The organism is Acinetobacter proteolyticus, from assembly GCF_000367945.1.
GTDB classification, from domain to species: domain Bacteria; phylum Pseudomonadota; class Gammaproteobacteria; order Pseudomonadales; family Moraxellaceae; genus Acinetobacter; species Acinetobacter proteolyticus.
In genome coordinates this window covers 131,235-157,215 of the sequence record NZ_KB849179.1, presented here as the reverse complement: position 1 = coordinate 157,215, position 25,981 = coordinate 131,235, and the positions used below count along the sequence as shown (strand labels likewise).

At 39.4% G+C, this 25,981-nt stretch carries 18 protein-coding genes; 6 read left to right on the top strand and 12 right to left on the bottom strand.

Features of this window, described 5'->3' with window-relative positions; genetic code table 11:
- Positions 1–8: 8 nt before the first annotated feature.
- The 4 genes from F993_RS16015 to F993_RS16030 all read right to left on the bottom strand — a co-directional run bounded on the left by F993_RS16015 (position 9) and on the right by F993_RS16030 (position 5,268).
- Positions 9–287, bottom strand: a complete 279-nt coding sequence (locus F993_RS16015) for a VOC family protein (RefSeq protein WP_004652762.1) — start codon at positions 285–287, stop codon at positions 9–11.
- A gap of 211 nt (positions 288–498) precedes the next feature.
- Entirely contained in the window at positions 499–2,844 is a 2,346-nt protein-coding gene (locus F993_RS16020) for a TonB-dependent hemoglobin/transferrin/lactoferrin family receptor (RefSeq protein ID WP_004652761.1), read from the bottom strand.
- Positions 2,845–3,369: 525 nt separating this feature from the next.
- Positions 3,370–4,386 (bottom strand): AraC family transcriptional regulator, encoded by a 1,017-nt coding sequence (locus tag F993_RS16025; protein ID WP_004652760.1) that lies wholly within the window; start codon positions 4,384–4,386, stop codon positions 3,370–3,372.
- A gap of 540 nt (positions 4,387–4,926) precedes the next feature.
- Entirely contained in the window at positions 4,927–5,268 is a 342-nt protein-coding gene (locus F993_RS16030; protein ID WP_004652759.1) for a hypothetical protein, read from the bottom strand.
- 680 nt (positions 5,269–5,948) lie between these two features.
- Here F993_RS16030 and pgaA point away from each other — a divergent pair.
- Genes pgaA through pgaD form a run of 4 tightly spaced genes read left to right on the top strand, consistent with a single transcriptional unit; the run spans position 5,949 to position 11,939 of the window.
- Positions 5,949–8,414 (top strand): poly-beta-1,6 N-acetyl-D-glucosamine export porin PgaA, encoded by a 2,466-nt coding sequence (gene pgaA / locus F993_RS16035; RefSeq protein ID WP_004652758.1) that lies wholly within the window; start codon positions 5,949–5,951, stop codon positions 8,412–8,414.
- Complete coding sequence (gene pgaB / locus F993_RS16040; RefSeq protein ID WP_004652757.1) at positions 8,414–10,228, top strand: poly-beta-1,6-N-acetyl-D-glucosamine N-deacetylase PgaB; 1,815 nt, start codon at positions 8,414–8,416, stop codon at positions 10,226–10,228. The genes pgaA and pgaB overlap by 1 nt, the downstream gene beginning before the upstream one ends.
- Positions 10,225–11,469 carry a poly-beta-1,6-N-acetyl-D-glucosamine synthase gene (pgaC, locus tag F993_RS16045; RefSeq protein WP_004652756.1) on the top strand — a complete coding sequence of 415 codons (1,245 nt, stop codon included), beginning with the start codon at positions 10,225–10,227 and terminating at the stop codon, positions 11,467–11,469. The genes pgaB and pgaC overlap by 4 nt, the downstream gene beginning before the upstream one ends.
- Positions 11,466–11,939 (top strand): poly-beta-1,6-N-acetyl-D-glucosamine biosynthesis protein PgaD, encoded by a 474-nt coding sequence (pgaD, locus tag F993_RS16050; protein ID WP_004652755.1) that lies wholly within the window; start codon positions 11,466–11,468, stop codon positions 11,937–11,939. Before pgaC ends, pgaD begins: the two co-directional genes overlap by 4 nt.
- A gap of 84 nt (positions 11,940–12,023) precedes the next feature.
- Here the strand turns inward: pgaD and F993_RS16055 are convergent, their stop codons facing one another.
- From F993_RS16055 to F993_RS16090, 8 genes are all read right to left on the bottom strand, one after another.
- Positions 12,024–13,745, bottom strand: a complete 1,722-nt coding sequence (locus F993_RS16055; RefSeq protein WP_032812397.1) for an acetyl/propionyl/methylcrotonyl-CoA carboxylase subunit alpha — start codon at positions 13,743–13,745, stop codon at positions 12,024–12,026.
- Positions 13,745–15,328 (bottom strand): 5-oxoprolinase subunit B/C family protein, encoded by a 1,584-nt coding sequence (locus tag F993_RS16060; protein WP_004652753.1) that lies wholly within the window; start codon positions 15,326–15,328, stop codon positions 13,745–13,747. Before F993_RS16060 ends, F993_RS16055 begins: the two co-directional genes overlap by 1 nt.
- Positions 15,329–15,360: 32 nt before the next feature.
- Positions 15,361–16,176 (bottom strand): putative hydro-lyase, encoded by an 816-nt coding sequence (locus tag F993_RS16065; protein WP_085942722.1) that lies wholly within the window; start codon positions 16,174–16,176, stop codon positions 15,361–15,363.
- A 2-nt stretch (positions 16,177–16,178) separates the two neighbouring features.
- Positions 16,179–16,943 carry a LamB/YcsF family protein gene (locus F993_RS16070; protein WP_004652751.1) on the bottom strand — a complete coding sequence of 255 codons (765 nt, stop codon included), beginning with the start codon at positions 16,941–16,943 and terminating at the stop codon, positions 16,179–16,181.
- Positions 16,944–16,978: 35 nt separating this feature from the next.
- On the bottom strand, positions 16,979–18,232 hold the full coding sequence (locus tag F993_RS16075) for an NRAMP family divalent metal transporter (RefSeq protein WP_004652750.1): 1,254 nt from the start codon (positions 18,230–18,232) through the stop codon (positions 16,979–16,981).
- A gap of 344 nt (positions 18,233–18,576) precedes the next feature.
- Positions 18,577–19,488: a LysR family transcriptional regulator MumR gene (mumR, locus tag F993_RS16080; RefSeq protein WP_004652749.1), complete on the bottom strand. Its 912-nt coding sequence runs from the start codon at positions 19,486–19,488 to the stop codon at positions 18,577–18,579.
- A 107-nt stretch (positions 19,489–19,595) separates the two neighbouring features.
- Positions 19,596–20,540 carry a DUF4424 family protein gene (locus F993_RS16085; RefSeq protein WP_004652748.1) on the bottom strand — a complete coding sequence of 315 codons (945 nt, stop codon included), beginning with the start codon at positions 20,538–20,540 and terminating at the stop codon, positions 19,596–19,598.
- 194 nt (positions 20,541–20,734) lie between these two features.
- Entirely contained in the window at positions 20,735–22,261 is a 1,527-nt protein-coding gene (locus tag F993_RS16090; protein ID WP_004652747.1) for a TerC family protein, read from the bottom strand.
- Positions 22,262–22,928: 667 nt separating this feature from the next.
- Between F993_RS16090 and mutS the strand changes: the two genes are divergently transcribed.
- Both mutS and F993_RS20450 read left to right on the top strand, forming a co-directional pair.
- Positions 22,929–25,586, top strand: a complete 2,658-nt coding sequence (gene mutS, locus F993_RS16095; RefSeq protein WP_004652746.1) for a DNA mismatch repair protein MutS — start codon at positions 22,929–22,931, stop codon at positions 25,584–25,586.
- A 138-nt stretch (positions 25,587–25,724) separates the two neighbouring features.
- Positions 25,725–25,892: a hypothetical protein gene (locus F993_RS20450; RefSeq protein ID WP_004652745.1), complete on the top strand. Its 168-nt coding sequence runs from the start codon at positions 25,725–25,727 to the stop codon at positions 25,890–25,892.
- The last annotated feature ends 89 nt before the right edge of the window (positions 25,893–25,981 follow it).

The window sequence follows — 25,981 nt, the reverse complement described above, 5'->3', positions numbered from 1 at the left end:
ACGTTATTTTATTGAGAACAGCAACACTTACCAAACATATTATAAATAAAGTCTACAGGTGCATCGATCGGATAGACATCTCTATCAAGTAAATAAAAGAGTTCACCTTCATCCAATATAGTTAGGATTTTATTTTTCCGTTTTAAGATAATCCCTTTTTTTATTATTCTCTGAATTTCTTCTGCATCAATTTTAAACTGATAAAAGCAAACAATTTGCCCTGTTTTCAAATGCTCTGGAGCAATCTTTTTGTACTTTCCACAGGTCAAGCAAATCCATTTTTTCATTATCAATGCTCTGCAAAAAGCTCATCCTTATTGTATAAAAAGTATTCATTAAAAAATTAACAGCAAAGCCTTAAAAAATTATCATTTGGTGAAAATTTAAGTTTTAATTATATGAGACACGATTATCTTTTCTTAAATCAAAGTACAGATGTTCAGCAGTATGATTGCATCTGTACTTATCATTTAATTTCAATGCAGCACATCCAGACGACTAGAATCGCTGTGAAATACTGAGCTTATAATCGCGACCTGTACCGGTCATATATTCCCCTAAATACATTCTGTAATCTCGATTAAACAGATTGTCGATTGAAAAATTCAAAGTTGGTCCTTTTTCCCCAATCGGTTGCCAATCCGCATAAACACCATGTAAGGAATATCCTTTGGTCTTGGGTAAAGAAAAAGAGGAAGCAGCAATCGACTTATCATTATCTGAAAGGCTTCGATCTTGTTTAGCCACAAAGATCCCTCGCCAGCCCATCGTTAAATGATGTTCAGGCACATTCACCCCCAAAGTCGCCGTTGCCTTTTTCGGCGGGATATCTGTCATCCATGTTTTTTGTTCAAACCATGGATTTACAGGTGAATTATCTCGTTGGCCTCGGATATAAGAATAGGTTAATCCTGTGAACCAAGTCGGCTGATTATAGAAAATTTCAGCTTCATAGGCTTTGATCGTATAATCAGTGACATTACGGTAAAAGCCATGCTTATAGTTTCCATTACAGTCATTAATGCTGCCATTTCCACCATTGGCATTATTTTCCGCTTGTGCCTTACAGAAGGTTGATCGATTGCGGAAAATTTCATCACCACCCCGATTATGATGATAGGTCAAACGAACTTGCAAATGATCTCGCTCTGCAAAAACATCATCAAAATTCATTTCATTGCCGAGGCGGATCGCCAGCATTTTTTCGGGCAATAAATAGCGACTGGTTGATGGCACCGAAGTTATTGCGGATTGCACATAATATTGCTCGTCGACACGGGGTGCACGCCATGTTTTACTGATATTGGCAAACCAAGTGAGATAATCTGCCTGTTTCCAAGCCAAAGCCAAACGTGGCGACCAGCCGGTATAGGTCTTACTGGAATAATCATGCCCTGTGCTTGGATCATTATAACGTGATGCTCGGTTCGGATGACCTGTATTGGTAATATGATCATAGCGGAGCGATGGGGTAATGGTGAAGTTATTGATCTGATATTGATCTTCTACAAATGCACTCAGCATTTGCTGTTTGCCTGAAGGCATATAGTTTGGCTCATAATAACCAAAGTTATAGTCTGGTTTTTTGGCATTGTTCTTATCGTAAATGAGCGAGTTTTGCTCCATCTTTTGGTATTGTGCCCCGACCTTTAATTTATGCGTGCCGTAGTCTGTTGTAATATCACTGATATTACTGAGTTTAAATGCTGTATTGGTATAGGTCACCCAGCTTTCATTGCCCAGTGTTGCCGCAGATCCAGTCACGCTCGGTAATCTTTGATCATGTTGATCGGTCTTTGAATACGATGCTGTTGCCTTTAAATTTACATAAGGGTTTGATTCAGGGTTTAATTCATATCCAACCGAATAGCTGCTATCGCTTTGGTCGCGATAGACCAACCGACGTTTCCATGCCTCCTCATATCCATATTTTTTAATATCTGCTTCAGTTGGAACTGCATCTTGATCCCGCATTGCTGCAAAAGGTTCCCAACCTTTATGCCCACTCTGCATTGCATTCAAACTGATTTTTTGGCTGTCTGTCGGATGAAAATTAAGTTTGGCCAAATAAGTATCCTGCTGCTGCGCAGAATACAAAAACTTGCTGCCATCAGGGCGTTGAACATCGCCACTATCTCGATTGGTATAGTAGAACATCCCATCAACGACACCATTTTCACTCTTTCCATATACAGCACCTGTATAGGTATTTTGTGAATTATTCGAAAAACGTGAATATTTTAAAAAAGCCCCAATATTTTTGTCATCAACCAATAAATCAGTGGCATCTTTGGTTTCTAATGTGACTTTTCCTCCAAAACCACCATTTCCAACTTCAACATTATGTGGACCTTTATCGACTGTAATTTTTTTTAACAGTTCGGGTTCAATAAAAACTGAACCTTGTCGATATTTATCAAAACTTTTGACCGAATCATCTAAGGTAATCGGAACATCCTCAACACCTCCCATACCTAAGATATTAATGGTTTGCCCACCTGGTCGTGGAGAACCGGCAGAACCCACACTCGGCATGTGGTCCAGCAATTGTGCAACATTGTTGGCTTGATAACGGTCAATCGCTTTTTGATTTAGGACACTCTGGCCAAACTGGATGGTATCTTCCTTATCCGCCTGCACAATAATGGGGGTCATTTGATAAATTTGATTCTGAACATTGGCCTTAGACAATGCTGCTTGTACAGTTGGTACTTTTGTGATGGTGTTTGCCAAAACAACCTTGGTATTATCTGCATAAACAGGCATGGTCAAAGCATACATAGATAAAGCAATAGCCAGTACCAGAGGCTTAATCACCTTTGTTTGAGAGGGAGATTGGGACATAAACTTCACCAGAAGATCAAAAGCATCAGCAACCTAAATCAGGTGCTAAAATAATCGATGTTCTAACTATATAAAAAATAATAAAAAACAAGATTCAATAAAGCGTTGCAGCATACGCCAAATCATTCAGACTACAAACATAATTGACTGGGGTCTGACAGCAGCATGACGTCGCCCTTTAGATAGCGACGATGAATCAACTGCTATCTAGGCAGATTGAGGTAACATAACGCATTCAATTAAGCAAAACGACACAAATAATATTAATTATCATTTACATTTAGATAAATGTAAATGGATGGATAGAATTTTTTAGACATCTAAAGCGCTCTCTTCCGTATTGTACTGCAATTGTTTTTGTTTCAATCATTGAAGTCGAGATTGAATATTTTTAAAATTCGATCCATGTCCCACTTATGATGATCTTGATATATAGCCTATAAGTGATGATTGGTACAAGCATTGGCTAGATGGCCTAAAGTTGTCCCCCCTGCACAACAACATTGCAGGAGGAATATGCCAGAATCACGAACGATGATTTAAGATTTTTTTCTTCCGATATTGTAATGGGCTCATCCCTGTCCATGTTTTAAATGCCCGGATAAAGGACGTTTGCTCTTGGTAGGCCAATAACATGGAAATGTCCAGAATGCTTAAATTGAGATCGGCAAGATAATCAAAAGCTAAATCTCTACGAACCTGATTCAATCTTTCTTTGAAGGTATAACCTTGCTGCTTTAATTTCAGTTGAAATATCCGAGCTGGTAAGCCCAATTTATTTGCAACCTCTTCCACGCTGATATTTCCCTTACTCACAGCTTGAATAATTGTTTTCTGTATTAATTCATCAAAAAGGTCAAGCTTGGGACGTTTTGCTAGCAGTAGATTTGCTTGCTTGATTAAAATATCATTTAATACGGGGTCAGCATTTGAAACAGCCAAGTCCAGACTTGTCATTGAAATATATATTTCAACATCTTCACTTTCAAACTCGACAGGACAGCCAAAGAAATTTTCGTAATTATAAAAAAATTTTGTTTTCTCTGCACTAAAACTAATTTTTTGAACTTCTATTCTATTCGGGTGTACTAACTGATCTAAAAAAGTATAAAAAACTCCCATTAATAATTCATCTATCAGATGGTTATTTTTTAGATAAGGATCTGCCCCCCAACGAATGACAATAAATTGATCAGAAATTGACATCTTTGCAGGTTTAGCCTCACAAAAAAGTCTTTGATATTTTATAAAAACGTTTAATACCTCTAATATATTTTCACATGATGATGCAATGTATCCTAAAATACCTAAATGCTTAGGCTGTACATATTTTGATATTTCTAGCCCAAGTGTTGGTTTAGGCTTTTTTTGATTAATATCCTCCAGCAATTCAATCCACTCCCCCATTGGAATGAGCTCACTGGTTTTATAATCATTCAAATATTTTGCATTTTTAAGGTTATTTTCTACACAAAAATAATTCAGTAAATTGAGCATCGAACTTGATACTAATTTAACTTGATTAGGATTACTCAAAACCATTGCTACCCACTCATATCATATCCAAAAGCCCACCTCAGAAAAGGAATCAAAAAACCAGTTACATAAGCACATTATTTAATCAGTCTTAAAAGTTAACGATAATCCAGTTTTCCATTTTTCATACTAATGCGGCAAAAAATCCATTTTTTGTGATATTAGTCACAGATAATGCTCAGAATCTACTTTAAAATTCAATAAAAAAATTATCATTTCTATAAAAAAACTTATCATTTCAAGGAAAGTTTTAAGATTGTGAAAGCACTTCCACGAAAGAGAGAGTTAAAAGCAATTTTTATTGAAAATTCAAAAGCCAAATTATATAAAAGTAAGGTTTTATAATTCTTAAAATTTTATTTTTAACATCTAAATTATTTCATCGTAATGAATAGTAGCTATTCTCAAATCAATTTTTGATTATTTTTTCAATGTACTAAACATGACAAACAAATGCATTAAATTGGTGCAAAATATAAAGTATAGCGTTTTTTACATCGATCCATATTGAAATCAAATTTATTTTAAAACTAAAATTTAAAAAAATTATTTCGATGAAAAAAATAGTTCGACAACAAACATTAAAAAGAAAATAGAAATGATTAAACCAAAGCTAAATAAAAGAGAAAAACCCACCAAAAAATAATAACCACTCATTTTATCAAAAATATAATTTACAAAGTATAAAAACAAAAAAATATAACCAATATTTGAATTCCACAAGCACATCACCAGTAAAAAAAATAAATCATTTTTCAGATATTTTTTATTTACTTTAACTTCACTTTCTCTATTTATCTTCCGATAGTCGGATACTGTAATTTTTTTATATACCACATCTACGCCTTGGTTATATAATATAAAAATTAAAATAACGCCTTTGCTCATAAAATAATTAGCATTTAATACACAAAAGTTAGCATTTTTTCAAAAAACCATTTACTGACCTCTTTAGCAAAAATAATATTTATTGTATAAATTCAACCATATACAAAAACAACTATTGAGAAAAGTCTTCAATAAAGCTCATCAAAGCAGCTAACTTTTTGAAAATAAAATTTATAAAAAAACTTAAATAAATATAAAATACAATTATTTAAAGTATTCAATAACGTCAAATTAAAAAAAGAATGGGTTTATTTTTTGTAATTATAATACAAAGATAAAATTAATTTATATTTAAGTTTTTCTTATCCTGAATGCTTCATCTAAAACAGATATGTACGAACCAAATAAGACATACAATCACATGATTTTGCTTAAAAATATATTTATTAAAACTTAACTATATTATTCTTAAACTTATCTTTTTCAATCTATTATTCATATTGCTTGTTCAGCCTAAATAACCAAAATACAAAACATAAAATACACAAACGCATGAACAGAAAAAACAAAAAAACATCTAGCAATTTGGATGTAAAAACCAAACCAGTCAATAACAAACTGATTAATATATATTTATTTAAATAAAAACCAATCAGAATAGCTGTACACAAGCAAAACAATATGTGATTTAAATCACATATTAAAATAAAAAAGATAATTAACACACGCTTTAACACTTTATGCAAAATCTTCAATCACTCTTTCCAGCTAGCCTGTTGTTTCTTTTTATGTCTAATATTTCACATGCACATCCCTCTGATTTTTTAAGAGAAAAAGCAGTTTCTCAAATTAAAAATGGACAAACAGTCCAAGGATTAACAACACTTGAATCCTTATTACAGCAATACCCAGATCAACAGCTCATCTTAGCTGACTATTTACTATCAGCCTCAAGCATTCAAGCTCTGCCACAAGCCACTCTGATTGATTTAACCCAACGAATTCAGCCAAAGCTCTTCCCAGAATATGCTCAACTTGTAACAGTTAAACTTTTACGAGATCAGAAGCAGTTTGCTGCGGCATTGGCGCTATTAGATAAATTTGAAATTTATCAATTACATAATAAAGTTCAAGTCACCATTCTCAAAGCGGCATTATTGGCTGAAAATAAACAACCGACTGAAGCAGCAAAGCAATTAAAGAATCTTGATACAACGCAAATGAATGCTGAACAGTTGGCCTTAGCCGCTTATGTTTATCGGTTATTGCAACAATACACTTATGCATTACAAGTCATTCAGTTGGCCTATACCCAACAACCCAACAATGAAGCCATTCAATATGAGTATTTGAATATTTTGGTGGCACTGGGTAGCTATGAAATGGCAACTGCTTTTTCTGAAAAGCACCACCTATCTAATAGCCACCAGAATTTTATTTGGCTAAATAGAATTGGAAGATTTTCACAAAATGTGAATGAGGCCATCAAACAACAAAAATATTTATCCTCACGCGCTGAAAATGACAGCACAAGCTTTGCACAACTCGACCAAGTCTTGGAACAGGCAGAACAAATCGCCCAGCAGATTCCAGCTGATCAAGCAATGTTTAATCGCTTCTATTATGACTATCTCTATGCCTTAAATTATCGAGGTAAAACACAACAGCTTTTGTATATCTTAAAGCAAGTCGGATTAGCTCCAATTGAACAGATGCCAGCCTATACACGCCATGCGATTGCAAATACATACCTTGCAAATCAACAACCTGCTGAAGCCGAAAGGATCTACCGCAGCCTGCTCACGGAGAAAAACTATCCCGATATCAGTCTGTATACATCACTTTATTATGCATTAATCGAACAAGAAAAATATAAAGATGCAAATACCTTGATTCACGTCATTGATGAACTGATTCCCACATATGAATACAGTGAAGCGAAAGGTGTCGATAAAAGTGTACATGCAGATCGAAATGAATATCTGTCTTTGCTGGCTTTAAATATGGCTTATCGCAACCGCTTGGATTTATCAGAACAATATCTAAATAACACCGTAGCCAAAGCTCCGAATAATGCGCAATTTTTAAATGATTTGGCCAAAATCCAACGTTGGCGCGAAAAACCTCGTCAAGCTCAACACACAATTGAACTTTTAAATGGTTTACAACCGCAATCCAAGTACACACGGATCAATGCCATGCAAAACCATCAAGCACTTGGGGATATTCAAGCTTGGCAGCAGCAAACGCAAGCCCTTATTAAAGACTACCCAAGCGATAGCAGCATTATAAAAAGTCATAAAGAATTAAATGATCGTAATCACGCCAGTATGAGCCATGAAAGTCGCTTTTCACATAGCCGCTCTGAACAAAACCAATTACTCCAATCACTTAAAGGAACCCGTGATCGTGAATCTAACACTACTTTATATTCACCTTGGCTCGCAGACAATTATCGCATCTTGCTTGAACATCAAGATACTTGGGGAAAATACGCCGATGGTGATTTACAAGAACAACGCTTTGGTTTAGGTCTGCAATGGCAAGACAAAGGTAAAAATTTGGCACTGGTTGCCTCTCAAAATACAGAAGGTCAGCGTCAAGGCTTAAGAGCAGATTGGTCACATCAACTGAATGACTATTGGCAATATGCATTATCCATCAACACCCAAGCCAATATCCCTTTACAAGCCATTGCACAAGGAGAAAATGGCGAATCTTATGGCGCTGCAATTCGATGGCAACAACATGAATCTCGGCAAGCCGATGTAGGCTACAGCTATACCAAGATCAGTGATGGCAACAAACGCCAAGATTTTTTTGCAAATTATAAGCAACGTATTTTCCAAACTGCTCATCACACTACACAAGCAGGCTTTTCTACATTTCTAGGAAAAAATCGTTTAGATAACGTTGCTTATTTCAGTCCCAAACAAAGTTATAGCCTTGCGATCAACTTAAGTCATGACTGGTTAACTTGGCGAAGTTATGAGCGTCACTTCAATCAAAATTTTTCTATTGATGCAGGGTTGTTCCAGCAACAGGATTACGCTTCCAAACCGACTTTTGACGTGCAATATCGACATGAATGGCAATTGTCACGGATTTGGGCATTGCAATATGGCATTGGTTGGAGACTACATCCCTATGATGGCATCAATGAAAAACAAAGCTATGCCCTATTCGGTTTTGGAGGGCGATTCTAATGAATTTTTTGAATATTTTTAAAATACTCTCCGCTTGTGCAGTTCTCCTTCCAGTTCATCTTGTTGCAGCGGAACCTGCTAAATTCGACGCTCATCATTTTGTCAGTTTGACCTTTCATGATGTACGTGATGATGTTTTGAAGAATGGCGACCGAGATGTCTATGCCATTAATACCCAAAACTTAGTGCAGTTTTTTGAATGGCTGAAACGTTCTGAATGGACTCCAATTAGCCTCAAACAAATTATGGCATCTCGGGAACATGGTGTTCCATTACCGAAAAATGCAGTTTTAATTAGTTTTGATGATGGCGCCTTAAGTAGCTACAGCCACGTCTATCCACTCGTAAAACAATATCAAATCCCTGTGGTCTTTGCCTTGGTGATCAGTTGGACCGAAGGTAATACGCAAGCGGCCTATGAAGCCTATGGTCAAAATAATTTGATGAGCTGGAAACAATTACAAGACATGCAAAAGTCAGGTTTAGTTGAATTTGCCAGCCATAGCCATGATTTGCATAAAGGCGTATTGGCCAACATACAGAAAAATGAAAAGCCTGCCGCCTTAACTCGACGATACGATGTAACCCAACAGCGCTATGAAACCGAGTCAGAATATAAGCAGCGGATTTATAACGATCTGGTGAAATCCAAACAAATCTTGCAGCAAAAATTAGGAATAGATTCACTTGCAATCATTTGGCCCTATGGTGCGGTTAATCAACAAGTCACTCAAATTGCCAATCAAGCAGGTTTTCCTCTATCTTTTAGCTTGGGAACAGAAAAATTAAATAATACCAGCGATGCAACCTTTCAACGCGGTATTGTTTCAAATAATCCAACAGCTGAAAATTTACGTGAACAACTCACAGGTTTTATGGAATACGGTCAGCGACAAGCGTATGAACCTATTCGAGCTGTGCAATTTGATCTGGGCCAATTCTCACAAGACAGTACACAGTTTAATCAGCAGTTAGGTAGTTTATTAAATAATTTAAGTGCCTTAAAAACCAATACTTTAATCGTTAATGCATTCACTGATCAAAATAATGCTGCCTATGCTCAAAGCTACTTTCCAACAACGCATCTAAAACTGGCTCAAGATATTTTAAGCCGGACCCATTGGCAGACACGAACACGAATTTTTCATCGGGTTTATGCACAAATGCCGACTCCCCGCGACCCAAAGCAAGCACATCGAGTTATCGATTTAAGCAAAGATCTGATCCAGAATAATCCCAATCTGGATGGCATTATTTTAAAAACAGATCAACAACTCGCTTGTCGTTATAGCACTGTGGTGAACTCAGCGTGTCTGAAAAAAGAAGCTCAAATTTTAGGATTAACCCAACAGCTAAAAACAGCGATCGCGCCTTATCTCAATCAGAGTAATCCCTTTCATTTAACGCTACAACTCTCACTCTCTGATTTAGCAGATCAGGGCTTAGAGCAAATGGTTAACACCTATCTGCCTTACGTATCCTTATTGAATATTGAAATTGACAGTCTAGACAATTTCAATAGCTATCAAAAATTTATACAACAGGTAGATCATTTAACTGCCTCACAAAAAGCCAGGATGATGGTGACTTTAGTTAATCACGACCAGTCATCTCCAAAGCAGTTACAACGTTTGCAGCAACACTATTTAAATTTACAAAGACATGGAATCCAAAAATTGGTTTTAAGCAATTACCGCTTTGATAATGCAAAAGCGGTACATGAACAACTATTTACCCCACTCAGCTTAAATGACAGTCCAATCAGTTATCGTAATCCATTTCTCCAGCAGCACGTAAATGGAGAACAGCCATGACCTTAATGGAAACTCTTTTCCTGTTTGCCTTTATATATCCCTTGCTGATGGCATGGACATGGATGGTAGGTGGTTTATGGTTCTACTTTAAACGCGAATATAAGCAAAACCAATTACCCGAGATTTCAGAACAAGGATGCAGCATTATCATTCCTTGTTTTAATGAACAAGCTCAAGTTCGAGAAACCCTACGGTTTGCACTACAAACACAATATCCAAAATTTGAAGTCATCGCCGTCAATGATGGCAGTTCAGACGATACCGCAAAAATATTGGATGAAATGGCGCTTGAACATCCCGGTTTACGGGTTGTACATCTGGCAGAAAATCAAGGTAAAGCTTTTGCCTTACGTTCAGGCATGATGGTCAGCCAATATGAATATTTGATTTGTATTGATGGAGATGCCTTGCTGCATCCCCATGCTGCGATTTGGATGATGCATCAACTTACAGCATTTAATCAGGTCGGCGCTGTGACTGGAAACCCTCGGATTTTAAATCGCTCCAGTATTTTAGGTAAATTACAGGTGGGTGAGTTTTCCTCCATTATTGGTTTAATTAAACGTGCCCAACGGACGTATGGACGTATTTTTACAGTCTCAGGTGTGATTGCTGGCTTTAGAAAAACTGCACTGATGCAAGTGGGCCTATGGTCAGAAGATAAGATTACTGAAGATATTGATATCTCATGGAAACTTCAGCTCGCTGAATGGGATATTCACTATGTTCCCAATGCGCTGTGCTACATCTATATGCCTGAAACGTTTAAAGGGCTATGGAAACAAAGATTGCGCTGGGCTCAAGGTGGGGTTGAAGTCATTAAAACCTATTTTCCCAAACTCTTTAAGATTTCAGCACTCAAAATGTGGCCTGTCGCGCTTGAAGCGATCATCAGCATGGTCTGGGCCTATGTCATTTTGCTGATCATTATCCTGTTTTTCCTTGGGTTGTTTGTTCCGCTATCCGCAGAATGGCAGATTAAATCCTTATTTCCACAGTGGTACGGCGTCATTTTAGCCATCACCTGTCTGATTCAATTTTTTGTGAGTTTATTCATTGACAGACGATACGACGGAAACCGTTTCCTTAGAAATTATTTTTGGGTGATTTGGTATCCCCTGTTTTTTTGGATGCTCGGTGCAGCTACAACCGTGGTAGCTGTTCCCAAAGCTTTATTTACCCGTAACAAAAGAGCGAGATGGATCAGCCCGGATCGCGGTTTTAAAGGTGAGTCAGAATGAACAAACAACATTTGAATATCATTGAGGATATCTCACAGCTGGATATTCCTGAATATATTGACCAACATCAGTATGTAAAAAACAAAGGCGCACATTATTTGCTGCATGCGGTCGGTTGGGCACTCTGGACACTGCTATTTTTACCTCTATTGGCGATTTTTTTATGGCTATACCAAGGTAAGCTGATTAAAAACTATATTTTTGCAGAACAGATGAGCGTACAGATCCACAATTTCTTTTGGCTCGCCTTGATGGTGATGATCTGTTGTGCCTCATTGTTGTTATGGGCAAGCTATAACTGGTTGCGATACCGAAACACGGAAAAAACGACTGTGGTGAACGTAAGCCATTCCATTCTTGCTGAAGGATTTTTGATTCCAAAGGAGGAACTATCCAAAATTCAACGCTCAAAAAACATTGTACTGCACTATAACCATGACGGTATTTTAGCTGACTATGAACTGAGATAGATATTCATGAACGAAAATGAAAAGAGGCAATCAATTGCTTCTTTTCATCGCTTCAATTTCATGTATACCGACTGCTGTCGAGCATCATTCGATCATGCCAATAATCGATTCAGCCTGATAACTTTTTCCCTGTTCTGCCACGATTTGAATGACTCCATTTTGATGCGCAAGCACGGGGACTTCCATTTTCATGGCTTCCATAATCGCGACAATCTGCCCTTTGGTCACCTGCTCACCCTGCGTAACTTTCCATGAACTAATCACACCATTGATCGGAGCCAGTAAATGCTCAGCGCTCAGTTCAGGTTCAATCGACTGCTGCTGTTCAACCGCACTTGCAGGATTTTGTGCAAACATGCCTGCTGGTAAACCTAAACGATGTAATTTGCCATCAATTTCAATATAGCTGAGCAGCATGGGTTGTTGATGATTGGGAATACTGCGTTTGCTTGGCTTCAACTCCTGTTTAAAATCGTTTTCGATCCAACGGGTATGGATATTAAACTCATCACTAAAATCAGGTTCATTGAGTACCGCACGGTGGAAATCTAAAACCGAAGCCACACCTTCAATTTTAAATTGCTTTAACGCACGTTTAGCGCGGGCTATAGCAACTTCGCGGGTTGGGCCCGTCACAATCAGTTTTGCCATGAGAGAGTCAAAATGACTGGAGACCAATGACCCAGTTCGGACCCCTGTATCGACGCGTACGCCATGACCAAACGGCGCTTCAAATAAGCTCAGCACACCAAATGCTGGAATAAACCCACGTGCTGGGTCCTCGGCATTGATACGAAACTCAATCGCATGGCCTTGTGCTTTTGGTGTTTCTTGAATCGACAAGGTATGCCCTTGTGCGACACGGATTTGTTCTACCACCAAATCGACTTTTGAGGTTTCTTCAGTGACAGGATGCTCAACTTGCAAACGGGTGTTTACTTCTAAAAATGAAAGCTTTCCGTCACGACTGAGTAAATATTCAACTGTCCCCGCACCGACATAGTTTGCCGCCTGACAGATATTTTTTGCCGAACTTAAGATTTGTTGATAGATCTCATCGCTAATAAAGGGTGCTGGCGCTTCTTCAACTAATTTCTGGTTACGACGTTGCAAAGAGCAATCACGCGTTCCGAGTACCACAATATTGCCATGTTGGTCAGCAATCACTTGCGCTTCTACATGGCGCGGTTGATCTAGATATTGCTCAACAAAACATTCACCACGACCAAAGGCAGCTTTGGCCTCTCGTACTGCAGACTCATACAGCTCTTTGACTTCTTCAAGTTTCCACACCACTTTTAAACCACGACCACCACCACCAAATGCAGCCTTAATCGCAATCGGTAAACCAAATTGTTTGGCAAATGCTAAAGCTTCATCGGCATTATTGAGTGGGTCTTGGGTCCCTTGAACCAAAGGTGCACCGACCGAAGCCGCAATTTTACGTGCTTCGATTTTATCGCCTAATTTTTCAATTGCACTCGGTGATGGCCCGACCCATTTTAAACCTGCATCAATCACTGCTTGAGCAAATTCGGCACGTTCAGATAAAAAGCCATACCCTGGGTGCACCATGGTTGCTTTGGATTTCTTTGCAATCTCGATAATGGCTGCAATATTTAAATAGGTTTCACTGGCGGTTGCACCAGCCAAACCCCATGCTTCATCTGCAAGTTCGACATGCATACTGCCAATGTCGTCATCAGCATATAACGCGACCGATGCAATTCCCATATCACGGCAAGCATGGATAATACGAACGGCAATTTCACCACGATTGGCAATCAGTAATTTTTCAGTTTTCATCATTTATTCTCAAAATCTGTAAATTCGGCAATTTTTTTAAATTTAATCCAGCAACCCGCAGGAATCTGTGCCACCAAATCCCAATGATGTTTTGCAACGGCGGCAATGACGGGATAGCCACCCGTTAAAGGGTGATCATTCATAAACAAAACCGGTTGGCCACTGGGTGGAATCTGCAAAGCGCCAATGCATGTGCCTTCACTTTCGAGTTCATGGGTAATTGTGCGTGTTAAAGGCTGTGCGCCTGAAAGTCTGAGCCCAACGCGATTGCTTTCATTGGTCACTAGCCATTCCTGCTGACACAACAGTTCAATACTGTCTTGCTCAAACCAATCGGTACGTGGACCCATCACGATGTCTAGCTCAACCACATCACCAACTTTGGGCAAATCGTTTTTACCCACTTCATTGACACTAATGTTGGCTGCCTTTATCTGTCCTTGGTAAATAGTATCTCCAAGCTTTAAAGGTTCTGGCCCTAACACCGCCAAACTATCAAATGAAGCACTATTCAGTATGGGTTGAACGTCGATACCTCCACGAACGGCAACATAGTTTCGTAAGCCTGCCGTGGGTGGTTGAATATGAAACTCATCGCCTTCATCCAGATCAATCGGCTGATCACTTGTAAAGTCTGCGCTTTGACCATCAGTAAATTTCACACGAATATTTGAGATGGCACCTGTAACAGCAATCACGGCGGCATGCTGCATTTTGGCTTTCAATCCGCCATTTAAAACTTCAATGACAGGTGTATTAGTTGGATTCCCCACAATACGGTTAGCACTGTGCATGGCAGACAAATCCATTGCACCTGCCATTCCAACGCCAATCTTGGTCTGGTTTAAGCGCCCTTCATCTTGAATCAGCATCTGTAAACTTGGCGCAGTAATCTTAAACAGCGGCAGCGATTGTTTTGGCTCAACTGTGCGCGTGATTTGCTGCGGTACAGTCACTGTGGTTGGACGATACGTGACATCCTCAAAATGTACGGTCATGCCTGGTAACAATAGTGCTGGATTTTTCCGCTCCAAATCCCACATTTTTTCCGATGTGCCCCCAATCAACTGCCAGCCACCCGGACTGTCTTTTGGGTAAATACCAGAGTATTGTCCAGCCAAACCCAAAGAGCCTGAGGGTATTTTTTTACGCGGAACCGTTAAGCGTGGAATATCGGTAAAAGGCTTATCGGGACTGCTCATATACGCAAAGCCCGGCGCAAAACCAATAAAAGCTACATTCCAGACGCTATGGTGATGTTTTCTAATCACATCGGCAACAGATAACCCTTGTAACTCGGCAACCTGCACAAGGTCTTCGCCATCGTAACGAATCGGCACAATCACTTCTTGGCCGCTACGCTCAAATCCAGCAGCAATTTTGAGCCTCTGAATTGAAGCAACCAGCGTTTTAAAGTTGGTTTCGATCTCGTTAAAAAAAACCAAAATTGTTTTTGCAGCAGGGACTAAGTCTTTAATTCCATTCAATTGCGTATGTTGCAATTTATTGTACAACGCCAATGTTTCTTCGAGGCTCGCAAGCTCAATCAGAAAACAGTCGGCGTTTACGGATAAAAAACGCATTTGCTTATCCTTTTAATTGTTCTTTAGTCCAATTAACCAATCCAAGCACGGTCAGGAATGTCGGTAATCAACATGTGACCCGGTGCATGACTAATCGCAAAAGGAATTTTCGAATTCATGACTGCCGCTTGCGGTGTTACCCCACATGCCCAAAACACAGGAATCTCACCTGCTTCGATACGAGAGGCTTCACCAAAATCAGGTTTATTTACATCTAAAATTCCTAAACTTTCAGGGTGTCCAATATGCACTGGTGCACCATGTACACTTGGCATACGTGCGGTAATTTTTACGGCTTCACTAATTTGATGTGATGGAATTGGTCGCATAGAAACCACCATATTGCCTGAGATTCGCCCTGCTGGTTCGCACTTTATATTGCTCAAATACATCGGCACATTAGTGTCATCATGAATATGGCGAACTTCGATCCCCGCTTCTTGCAAAGCGGTTTCAAACGAAAAACTGCAACCAATCAAGAAAGTCACCAAATCAGGATGAGCATTATAAATCTCGCTGGCATCGGTCACTTCTTCAACCATTTCTCCCTCTTTCCAAATGCGATAGCGCGGGAAGTCGGTTCGGATGTCTGAGTCTGCTGCAAGCTGAGTTGCATAGATGCCTTCTTCGAGCACATCAAGGACTGGGCAGCTTTGTGGATTACGATGTGCATAGAGTAAAAAGTCATAGGCCCACGCTTTTGGCACCGAAATCATGTTGACCTGTGTCATACCCGCAGCCATACCTGCTGTCGGTTTGTCAAAGCCAGCACGGATTTTTAAACGCGCATCTAAAGCGGCTTTAAGCTGAGCTGGTTCGACTTTAATATCCTTATACATGGTGCTCATCCTTATGCTTTGTTTACAAATGGTCTGATTTCGATATTATTTTTTACAAGCTCGGCTTTAATCGCTGCCGACATTTCTAATGCACCGTCGGTGTCTCCATGTAAGCAAATGGTGTCGGCCTGAATTGGGGTAAATACGCCATCAATTGACTCGACCCCACCATTTTTAAGCATAGACACCACACGGCTCGCCACAAATGCCGAGTCATGTAAAACTGCACCTTCTAGACGGCGAGAGACCAGTGAACCATCGCTGTTATAAGCGCGGTCTGCAAATGCTTCAGACACCACGTTTAAACCAGCGGCACGCGCCTGCTCGACCAAGCTTGACCCCGCCAAAGCCACTAAAACCAGTTCAGGGTTGTACATTTTAATCGCATCAATCACAGCGGCTGCCTGAGCTTGATCATGAGCAATGGTGTTATACAGCGCGCCATGTGGTTTAACATATTGCACTTTCGAACCTGCCACTTTTGCCAAACCGTCCAATGCTGAAATTTGATACAGCACATCAGCAATCAGTTCATCACGTGACACATCCATATTACGGCGGCCAAAACCAACCAGATCTGGGTAAGACACATGAGCACCAATGGTCACACCAAGCTCAACTGCTTTACGAACTGTTTTTAAAATGCCGAGCGGATCGCCAGCATGAAAACCACATGCGATATTGGCACTGGTCACCACAGGTAATATCTGATCATCATTACCCATTTTCCATGAGCCAAAGCTTTCGCCCAAATCACTGTTTAAATCTACAAACATGGCAGTATTCCTTTTTCGCTATACGATTATCTAGCTTAAAGTTTGGTCAAATAGTTAAACACGGTTGTAAATGACATATAGCCCATCCACCACGTCAATACACAGGTTAACGCACCTAGAATAATTAACCATTTTGGATAATTATAATTGCCCATCAAGTCTCTACGGCAAGCCGCAACATAGACAAAAATTGTAAGGCCAATTGGCAACACTAAACCGTTAAAACCACCCACAAAAATGAGCAGACCTGCTGGCGTTGCCCCTAATACCACATAGAGTAATAAGGCTAAGGCAATAAAAGTGATGGTGGTATAGTTGCTTTGTTTTGGGGTTAAATTCTTTTTAAATGCACTAAAGAATGAAACCGAGGTATAAGCTGCACCAATGGTGCTACTAATACCTGCTGCCCAAAAGATCAGGCCAAATAATTTATAACCAAATGTGCCTGCTGCATATTGGAATGCTTGTGCCGCTGGATTAGCATTATGACTGGCTAAATCAATACTTGCTCCACTCACTACCACACCCAAGAAGGCTAAAAATAAGACATAGCGCATGATACCAACCACCACAATACCTTTGGTCGCAGCTTTGGCTACTTCATCAATATTTTCAGGGCCAACCGCACCTTTATCAAGTAGACGGTGCGCACCTGCATAACAGATATAACCACCCACCGTGCCACCGACAATGGTGGTAATAATGGCAAAGTCAATCTGATCTGGTGCAAAGGTTTGCTGTACCGCCTGCCCAACAGGCGGCATTACAATCACAGCCACAATGATGATCAGGATGATTTTCAGCAATCCCAATACGATCATGCTTTTGTCCATCGCAAGCGTGGCTTTTCTTGAAGCGAAAATCAAAATCGCCAATGCCCCGCTGAGGATACCGCCCCATTTGGTATCCAGACCAAATAGCGCATTCAGCCCCAGTGCAGCACCTGCAATATTTCCGATACTAAAGAAGAAACCACCTAAAATCACCAGAAATGCAAGTAAATAACCACTGCCTGGTAAAGCCTTATTGGCAATATCGGATGCACGCATTTGCGTGAGCGTCACTACACGCCAAATATTTTGCTGCACCACATAATCAATCAAAATTGAAACTAAAATGGCAAAACCAAATGCAGCCCCTAGTTTCACTGTAAATACAGCAGTTTGGGTTAAAAACCCAGGTCCCATGGCAGAGGTTGCCATCATAAAAATGGAGGCGACAATGGCCCATTGACGATCTGATAGCAAAGAAGATTTCAGTAAAGACATATTGATGCGTTCCTCATCCATTTGAGCTCAATAACGCGATTTTCAACTTGATCCAAGAGCATCATTTTGTTTATAAACGATCTTCTTTAATCCTTTTTAAATCACAAAGATTCCCTGTTCTCCCACTCAGCGATGGGTAATCAAATCTTCTCGTTCAAATAAAAACATATGCAAGCCAACTGAACAATACGACTTTTTAGATATAAAATTAAAATCAATCCATTGAATTTAATTACTTTTTATTTATGATTAGTTTAAAGATAAATTTTACTTATCACTCCTGATAAGCTGCTTTTATAATTTTTTAACTTTGCAGCTGTTGGATTCCATATACACGGTTCTTACAGAAGCTTGCTTTAAGCACCTCAAATTTTTATTTTCTGATTCAAGCTTTTCATCGCACTTTCAGAAACCGTCACGGCGACATCGGTTAATTTCTCTTTCAATGCAGCATCATTGCCTTGAATATAAATAGAGGTAAAGTGAAAGGTCTTTAACTTAATTGGTGTATTTAATATTTCTAATCGACCATCGGTAATTTCTTTTAAAGCGGTTAAGGTCGGCACCACAGCGATTCCCAAACCTTGCTCAGCAAGTCGTAATAATGTTGCCAAGGAATAACTGGTGATCGAAAGCGGCTCATCCAGCCCCTGTTCCTTCATTTTGGCTTTCAGCTCTTTATAGGGATAGGTAATTTTTGGATAGGTTAAAATGGTATGTGACATTAAGGTCTTAAATGACATTTGAGCAATCCCTCCTTTAAATGAAGGTGAAGCCAAGAAACTAAGTTCAAAGTCACAAAGTGCCTGTTCAATACATTCAAAAGCCAGCGTTGGTCCGAGTAAAAAGGCCATATCCAGATCACCTGTGCGTACGCCTTCTTGTAAATTCGGGGTTAGATCAACCACAATTTCCACAGAAACTTTAGGGAATTCCTGCTGAACTTTCTCGATATATTCCACCAACCATGTGTAGACTATGGTTTCCGAAACGCCCAAACGAATTGTACCAGTCAAATGCTGATTTTCAGTTAATTCTGCGATGAGTTCAGTTTCTAAACGCATCAATTTTTCAGCATATTTAAATAAGGTCATGCCCTTGTGCGTCGGTTTCAGTTGGCGAAAACTTCGATCTAAAACTTTAAATCCAAGGTCATTTTCAATCGCGGTGATTTTCTGTGATACTGCTGGCTGAGTGGTTTGTAATTTTGTCGCTGCCTTATTAAAACTATTCAGCGTCACCACCCAGTAAAATGCTTCCAGATTCTTTAAATTCACTTTAAACCAAAGCTCGCTATCCTTTTCTCGCTGTATAGTATGAGAGTGATCCGCCTGATTAAGCTACCTATTTATTGATTTTTGTTGCAGCTCGTTTGTAGATTGACTCATTTCACTCTTACAAAAATGATATCCAAATCCTGTTTGGGAACAAAGTTACGCTTGCTCATCTGAAATTGTGTTGAACTAATTTTTTCAACTTTGCCATTCCAACAAAATGAAACCAATTCATTCTTATCACGCTCAATCGTCAATTTAAAATTTTCAATCGGTTTAGCCCAATTTGCCCCCGTGGTCAGAATATAGCTTAAAGCATTAAACGGTGAATTCTCTGCTTTGGCTTTTTTTAAGCCCTGCTTAAATTGTGCATCCATACAAAAGTTTTGATTATATTCATCAGGATATAGAGCAACCGCGCCACCCAACAAAGGTTGATATTGATGCTGAATTTTGGTCAGAGCATTGGCTTTAAAGGTTTGCTTCCAACTATAAATCACTTGAGATGACCATGGAATTTCATCATCTTTTTTAAAATTCGCCAATATCTTCTGCATTTGTGGCTGCTTACATTGCTTTAATTTATCGACAAAATAGCGATCATCATCATTGTTACGCATCCAAGGATTAAGCATGTCGGTTTGACTAAAACCACATTGTTTAAATAGATCTGTTGCATCAATCAACGGCGACTTTTCATCCTTTTGGATAAAAGTACGCACATGCATTTCTGGCTGAATATTTTGACCATCAACTATAATTTTAAAGCTTTTTAGCAATGCTTCGGTATGGGCAAAATCCGCTTCAAAGAAATTATCAATACGTGGTAAGGGAAACAAAACGGTTTCTGTCACATCTTTATTACTTAAGTTTTTATAAAGATAATTCACTTTAATTAGTTTCTTGCTAATAAATAAGTCTTCACTTTGCATCGCAACATGCGCATTTTTAAGATAGGCCACTCCGCCCGTCCCCACATAGCCCGTTGAATCATTGGCTAGGCTATACATCGGTGTTTGCAGCAAAATAGAACATGCCAAGATGATTTTTTTCATTTTTAAGTGTCCAGTTTAAGACTGTCATTATCAGGATCAATCATAGCGGCTTAAAGCCTTAGATATTCACTTTTTTAGTTATTACACATTAAAAAAGGAGCAGTCTGTTGATCACAAACTACTCCCCTGATTCAGACTTTTATATTCAAGTTCAAAGTTTATTCAACCCTGAACGCTGCTTTAAGCAAGATGATTTACTTTAATCGAATCATCACCGTTTTAATTCGATTGCTTTCCATCTCCACCACTTCAAATTGTAGGTCTTGATAGTCCAGCATTGAACCAACCTCCACCATGCCATTACACTTATCTAGAATCAATCCTGACACAGTAATATAGCCGGTCTCTTCATCGACCAGATCAACACCCAGCTGCAATTCAAGTTGATACAGATCCAAAGTGCCTGCAGCTTTCCAAGTACGTTCATCGACTTGAATCAAATCAAGCTGCTCATCTGCATCTGGAAACTCACCCGCAATGGCTTCAAAAACATCCAGAGGTGAAATTAATCCCTGCACATTTCCAAATTCATCATTCACGAGCACCAATGAGCCTTTAGAAGTTCGCAATGTATTGATCACATCAATCACTTTCATTTTTTCAAAAATAAAGATCGGACGTTGTGCTTTAATCAGTGATTTTAATTGCGTCTCATCATCCAATGCATCCAAGATTTCCTTGGCGCGAACCACAGTTAACACTTTATCCAAACTACCACGACACACTGGAAATAAGCTATGCGGCACAGATAAGATCTGCTCACGTATTTTTTCTGGCGTTTCGTTGATGTTAATCCAAGAAATTTGACTACGTGGCGTCATAATTGAGGCCACAGATCGTTCTGCCAGCGTTAATACGCCCCCGATCATATAACGTTCTTGGTCATCAAATGTTTCTTGTGCTTGCAAATGTTGCAGCGGATTGGTTGCAGTGGTTTCTGCCTTGCCACCCATAAGCTTTAAAATCGTATCTGCTGTTCGATTACGCAACGGGATCTTCGACTCATGTTTAGATCTGTTGCGTTGGGTAAACTGATTAAATGCCTCAATAACAATCGCGACACCAATACCCGAATAGATATAACCTTTCGGAATATGGAAACCAAAGCCTTCGGCAATCAAACTAATACCGATTAACAGTAAGAAGCTGAGACAGAGAATAATGACGGTTGGATGTCGATTGACGAACTCAGTTAATGGTTTAGAAGCCAACAGCATCACCAACATGGCGACAACCATCGCGACCATCATGACGTAGATATTATCCACCATACCAATGGCAGTAATGACTGAGTCTAATGAGAACACGGCATCCAGCACCACAATTTGGGCTACGACTGCAGAAAAGCTTGCATACACCACATTGGTGGTAATTTTGACTTCTGCTTTGCCTTCCATACGTTCATGTAATTCACTTACCGCTTTATACAGTAAGAATAAACCACCGAATAAAAGAATCAGATCTCGACCTGAAAAAGACCAGTCAAAAATAAAGATGAGCGGTTTGGTTAATGTGACCAACCATGAAATGGCGAACAGTAAGCCCAAACGCATGATCAATGCGAGAGATAAACCAATGACTCTGGCTTTATCTCGTTGGGAAGGAGGAAGTTTATCTGCCAAAATGGCAATAAAGACGAGATTATCAATCCCTAAAACAATCTCTAAAACGATTAGAGTAAGCAGACCTACCCAAATCCCTGGATCTAATAAAAATTCCATTATTTACTCCTTAAACAAAAACAAGGAGTCATGAAATTGTATTTTAAATTTGTATCCGGCGAGGGATCCATTTATGTTAACCTTTTTGACAATAGTTGCTCTGATTATGCCTAATCTTTAAGAATTTGGTTTAATTTTTTTAAGATTCAAACACAGGTAAAATAAATTCAACAAAATTTCATAAATATCAATAAATTAAATAAAATAATAAGCGCTACCCCAGTTGAATTTTGCATAATTTGTTACATATTTTAAAGACCCAATATTCACACTAGAATGCCATTAACAAGACAATTTAGGACACCATCTTTAAATTAACAATGACCATGCCAAAGAACATCTCATATGTTCTTCACTTGTTTTATCTGTAATTCTCTAATTTTCCGAGCATGCAAACAACTTGAATCACCGTCTTTTTGCTGTTTATTTCTGCATCTACCACAGGATTCTTTTTTGTGAATCTTTCTCAATTTGTTAAGATGATCTAATGAGGAAGTCATTCAATTTCTCATACACTGTTGACTCAATTTTGACAGAATAGAAGTCCTTAGAAAGGTATACTTCCTTCGCAATTTAGTCGAATTTTACAGTGATTGTTAGAATTGGCGAGGCAGCCAAACGTTCAAATTAAACTTATTTATTATTTAAATTTAAGGATTTAACATACATGAATAGCGCTGAAATCATGGCTGATCTTTCATCTCATACGCCGATGATGCAGCAATATCTCAAAGTCAAAACGGACTATCAACATGCCCTGCTATTCTACCGTATGGGTGACTTTTATGAGCTATTCTTCGAAGATGCACATTTAGCAGCTAAACTGTTGGGTATTACGCTGACGCATCGCGGTAAGGCTAGTGGCCAACCGATTCCAATGGCGGGTGTACCTTATCATGCAGCAGAAGGCTATCTCGCGCGTTTAGTCAAAGCTGGACGCACAGTTGCGATTTGCGAACAAGTGGGTGAAGTCACAGGCAAAGGACCTGTTGAACGTAAAGTGGTTCGTATTCTAACCCCTGGCACATTAACTGATGATGCATTATTGGGGAGTTATCAATCCTCGAATCTGGTCGCGCTCTGTATCCAACAAAATCAAATTGGTTTTGCCTTACTCGATTTGAGTGCAGGTATTTTTAAAGTTCAACAACAAGACTATAAACCTGAACAGCTACCAATTGAGCTGGCACGTTTAATGCCAAGTGAAATTTTGATTGATGAAGATCTAATCGATCAAAATATTATTGAGCAGATTAAGAAAAATCTGGACTGCCCAATTACCAAGCGTCCAAACGTTGACTTCAATTTAAACAATGCACAAAAAACCTTATGTGATCAGTTTAGTGTTTCAACCTTATCTGGATTTGGCTTAGACCCACTCCCACTGGCGAAAGCTGCTGCTGCTGCTTTGATTCACTATGCCAAAGAAACTCAGAAAACAGCCTTACCACATATCCGTTCCATTCAAATTGAGCAAAGCACGGACTTTATTGCACTGGATCCCATCACTCGTCGCAATTTAGAAATTATTGAGCCGCTATTTGATCATGGTACATCGCTGTTCCAATTGATTAATGATTGTCAAACTGCAATGGGTGGACGCTTATTGAGCCGTACCCTGATGCAGCCAATTCGGGACACCGCGGTTTTAGATGCACGTCTTGATGCGACTGAACAATTACTCAAAGGCTACCATGAGTCACCGCTACGTTTGGTCTTAAAAGAAATTGGCGATATTGAACGTGTACTCAGTCGTGTTGCACTAGGTAGCGCTCGTCCACGAGACTTAGTGCAACTGCGTCAAGCTTGTGCACAAATTCCTTTTCTTCGCCATGCCTTAGATCCTGTTTTAAAAACACAGCAATCTAAGTTATTAACTCAATTAGATGAAGAACTTGGCGACTTCAAGAGCCTGCATAAACATCTGATGGCTGCAATTGTTGAAAGCCCGCCTGTATTACTTCGTGATGGCAATGTAATTGCAGAGGGTTATGATGATGAGTTGGATGAACTGCGTAAAATTCGTGATCATGCAGGACAGTTTCTGATTGATTTAGAAATCAAAGAACGTGAACGTACGGGAATTAACACACTGAAAATCGGCTACAACCGTGTCAGTGGTTATTATATCGAGTTAACCCGTGCCCAAGCAGAACAAGCACCTGCCGATTATATTCGCCGCCAAACCCTCAAAAATGCTGAGCGTTATATCACGCCAGAATTGAAAGGCTTTGAAGATAAAGTCCTGTCCAGCGAATCCCGCGCCCTCGCCCGTGAAAAACTCTTGTTTGAATCATTACTGGATGAATTACGTCAGAATATTGCGCATTTGCAGATGATGAGTGCTGCAATTGCTTCGATTGATGTATTGGCAAACTTTGCCCATCAAGCACGCCTCAACAATTGGGCAAGACCAGAATACATCCCTGAAACCAGTATCAAAATTCAGGCTGGTCGCCATCCTGTGGTTGAAGCTTTAAATAAAGCCCCCTTCACACCGAATGATACCTTTTTAGATACGCAACATCGCATGGCAATCATTACGGGTCCAAACATGGGGGGTAAATCGACCTTTATGCGCCAAACGGCTTTAATCAGTCTATTGGCCTATTGCGGCAGTTTCGTACCTGCCAAAGCTGCAAAACTGGGTTCGATTGATCGAATTTTTACCCGTATTGGCTCTGCCGATGATTTATCGACTGGTAAATCAACCTTTATGGTTGAGATGACCGAAACCTCGCAGATCTTGCACCATGCGACCAGCCAATCTCTCGTTCTGATGGATGAAGTGGGTCGTGGTACTAGTACCTATGATGGCCTTTCCTTGGCTTGGGCCTGTGTCGTTGATTTAACCAAACGGGTAAAATGCCTCTGTCTATTCGCAACGCATTACTTTGAGTTGACTGAATTGGGTAGCGAAGCTGGCATTGATAACTATCATGTTACAGCTCAAGAACTGAATGGCAATTTGATTTTGCTACATAAAGTTCAACATGGCCCAGCCAGCCAAAGTCATGGTTTGCAAGTTGCCAAATTGGCAGGTATCCCTGCCAACGTGATAAAAGAAGCACAGAAGCGTTTGAAGATTTTGGAAAAACAACAGCATCAACACTTGCAAAGTAGTGTGCAAAATGACTTATTCAGTGCTGTCGAGCATGAGATCGAAACCCAAGTGGTTGAGAGAATTGTTGAAGTCGAAACGAAATCACCTGCTTTGGAATTGTTACAGCAAATTGATGTCGATGACCTAACGCCACGTCAAGCACTTGAACAACTTTATCAACTTAAGGCTTTATTCAAAACAACTCAAACACTTGAAAGTTAATCGCCTTCAAATCAGCTCTAACATTTATGCTAGAGCTGATTTACACAGTTGCCGCTCAAATAAACAATCTCTCACCCATTCGCCTAAGTGAGCATGCTATTGCTATAACAGATCTAAAAGTCGATAGAGGATAATCTCATGTCTCGTGGCGATAAATCTGCTTATACAGCAAAACAGAAAAGACAAGCGAAACATATCGAGGAAAGCGAGTTAGAACAAGGTCGCTCTCAAGAAGATGCTGAACGTATTGCTTGGGCAACAGTCAATAAACAAGATGGTGGTGGTCTCAAGAAAAAACACAGATGAGCGAATTCACGCTGTTGTTGAGACGTATTATCAACAAAAGTCATATAAATAAGTCCATTTCATTGATACGAATAATAAATATCAATAAA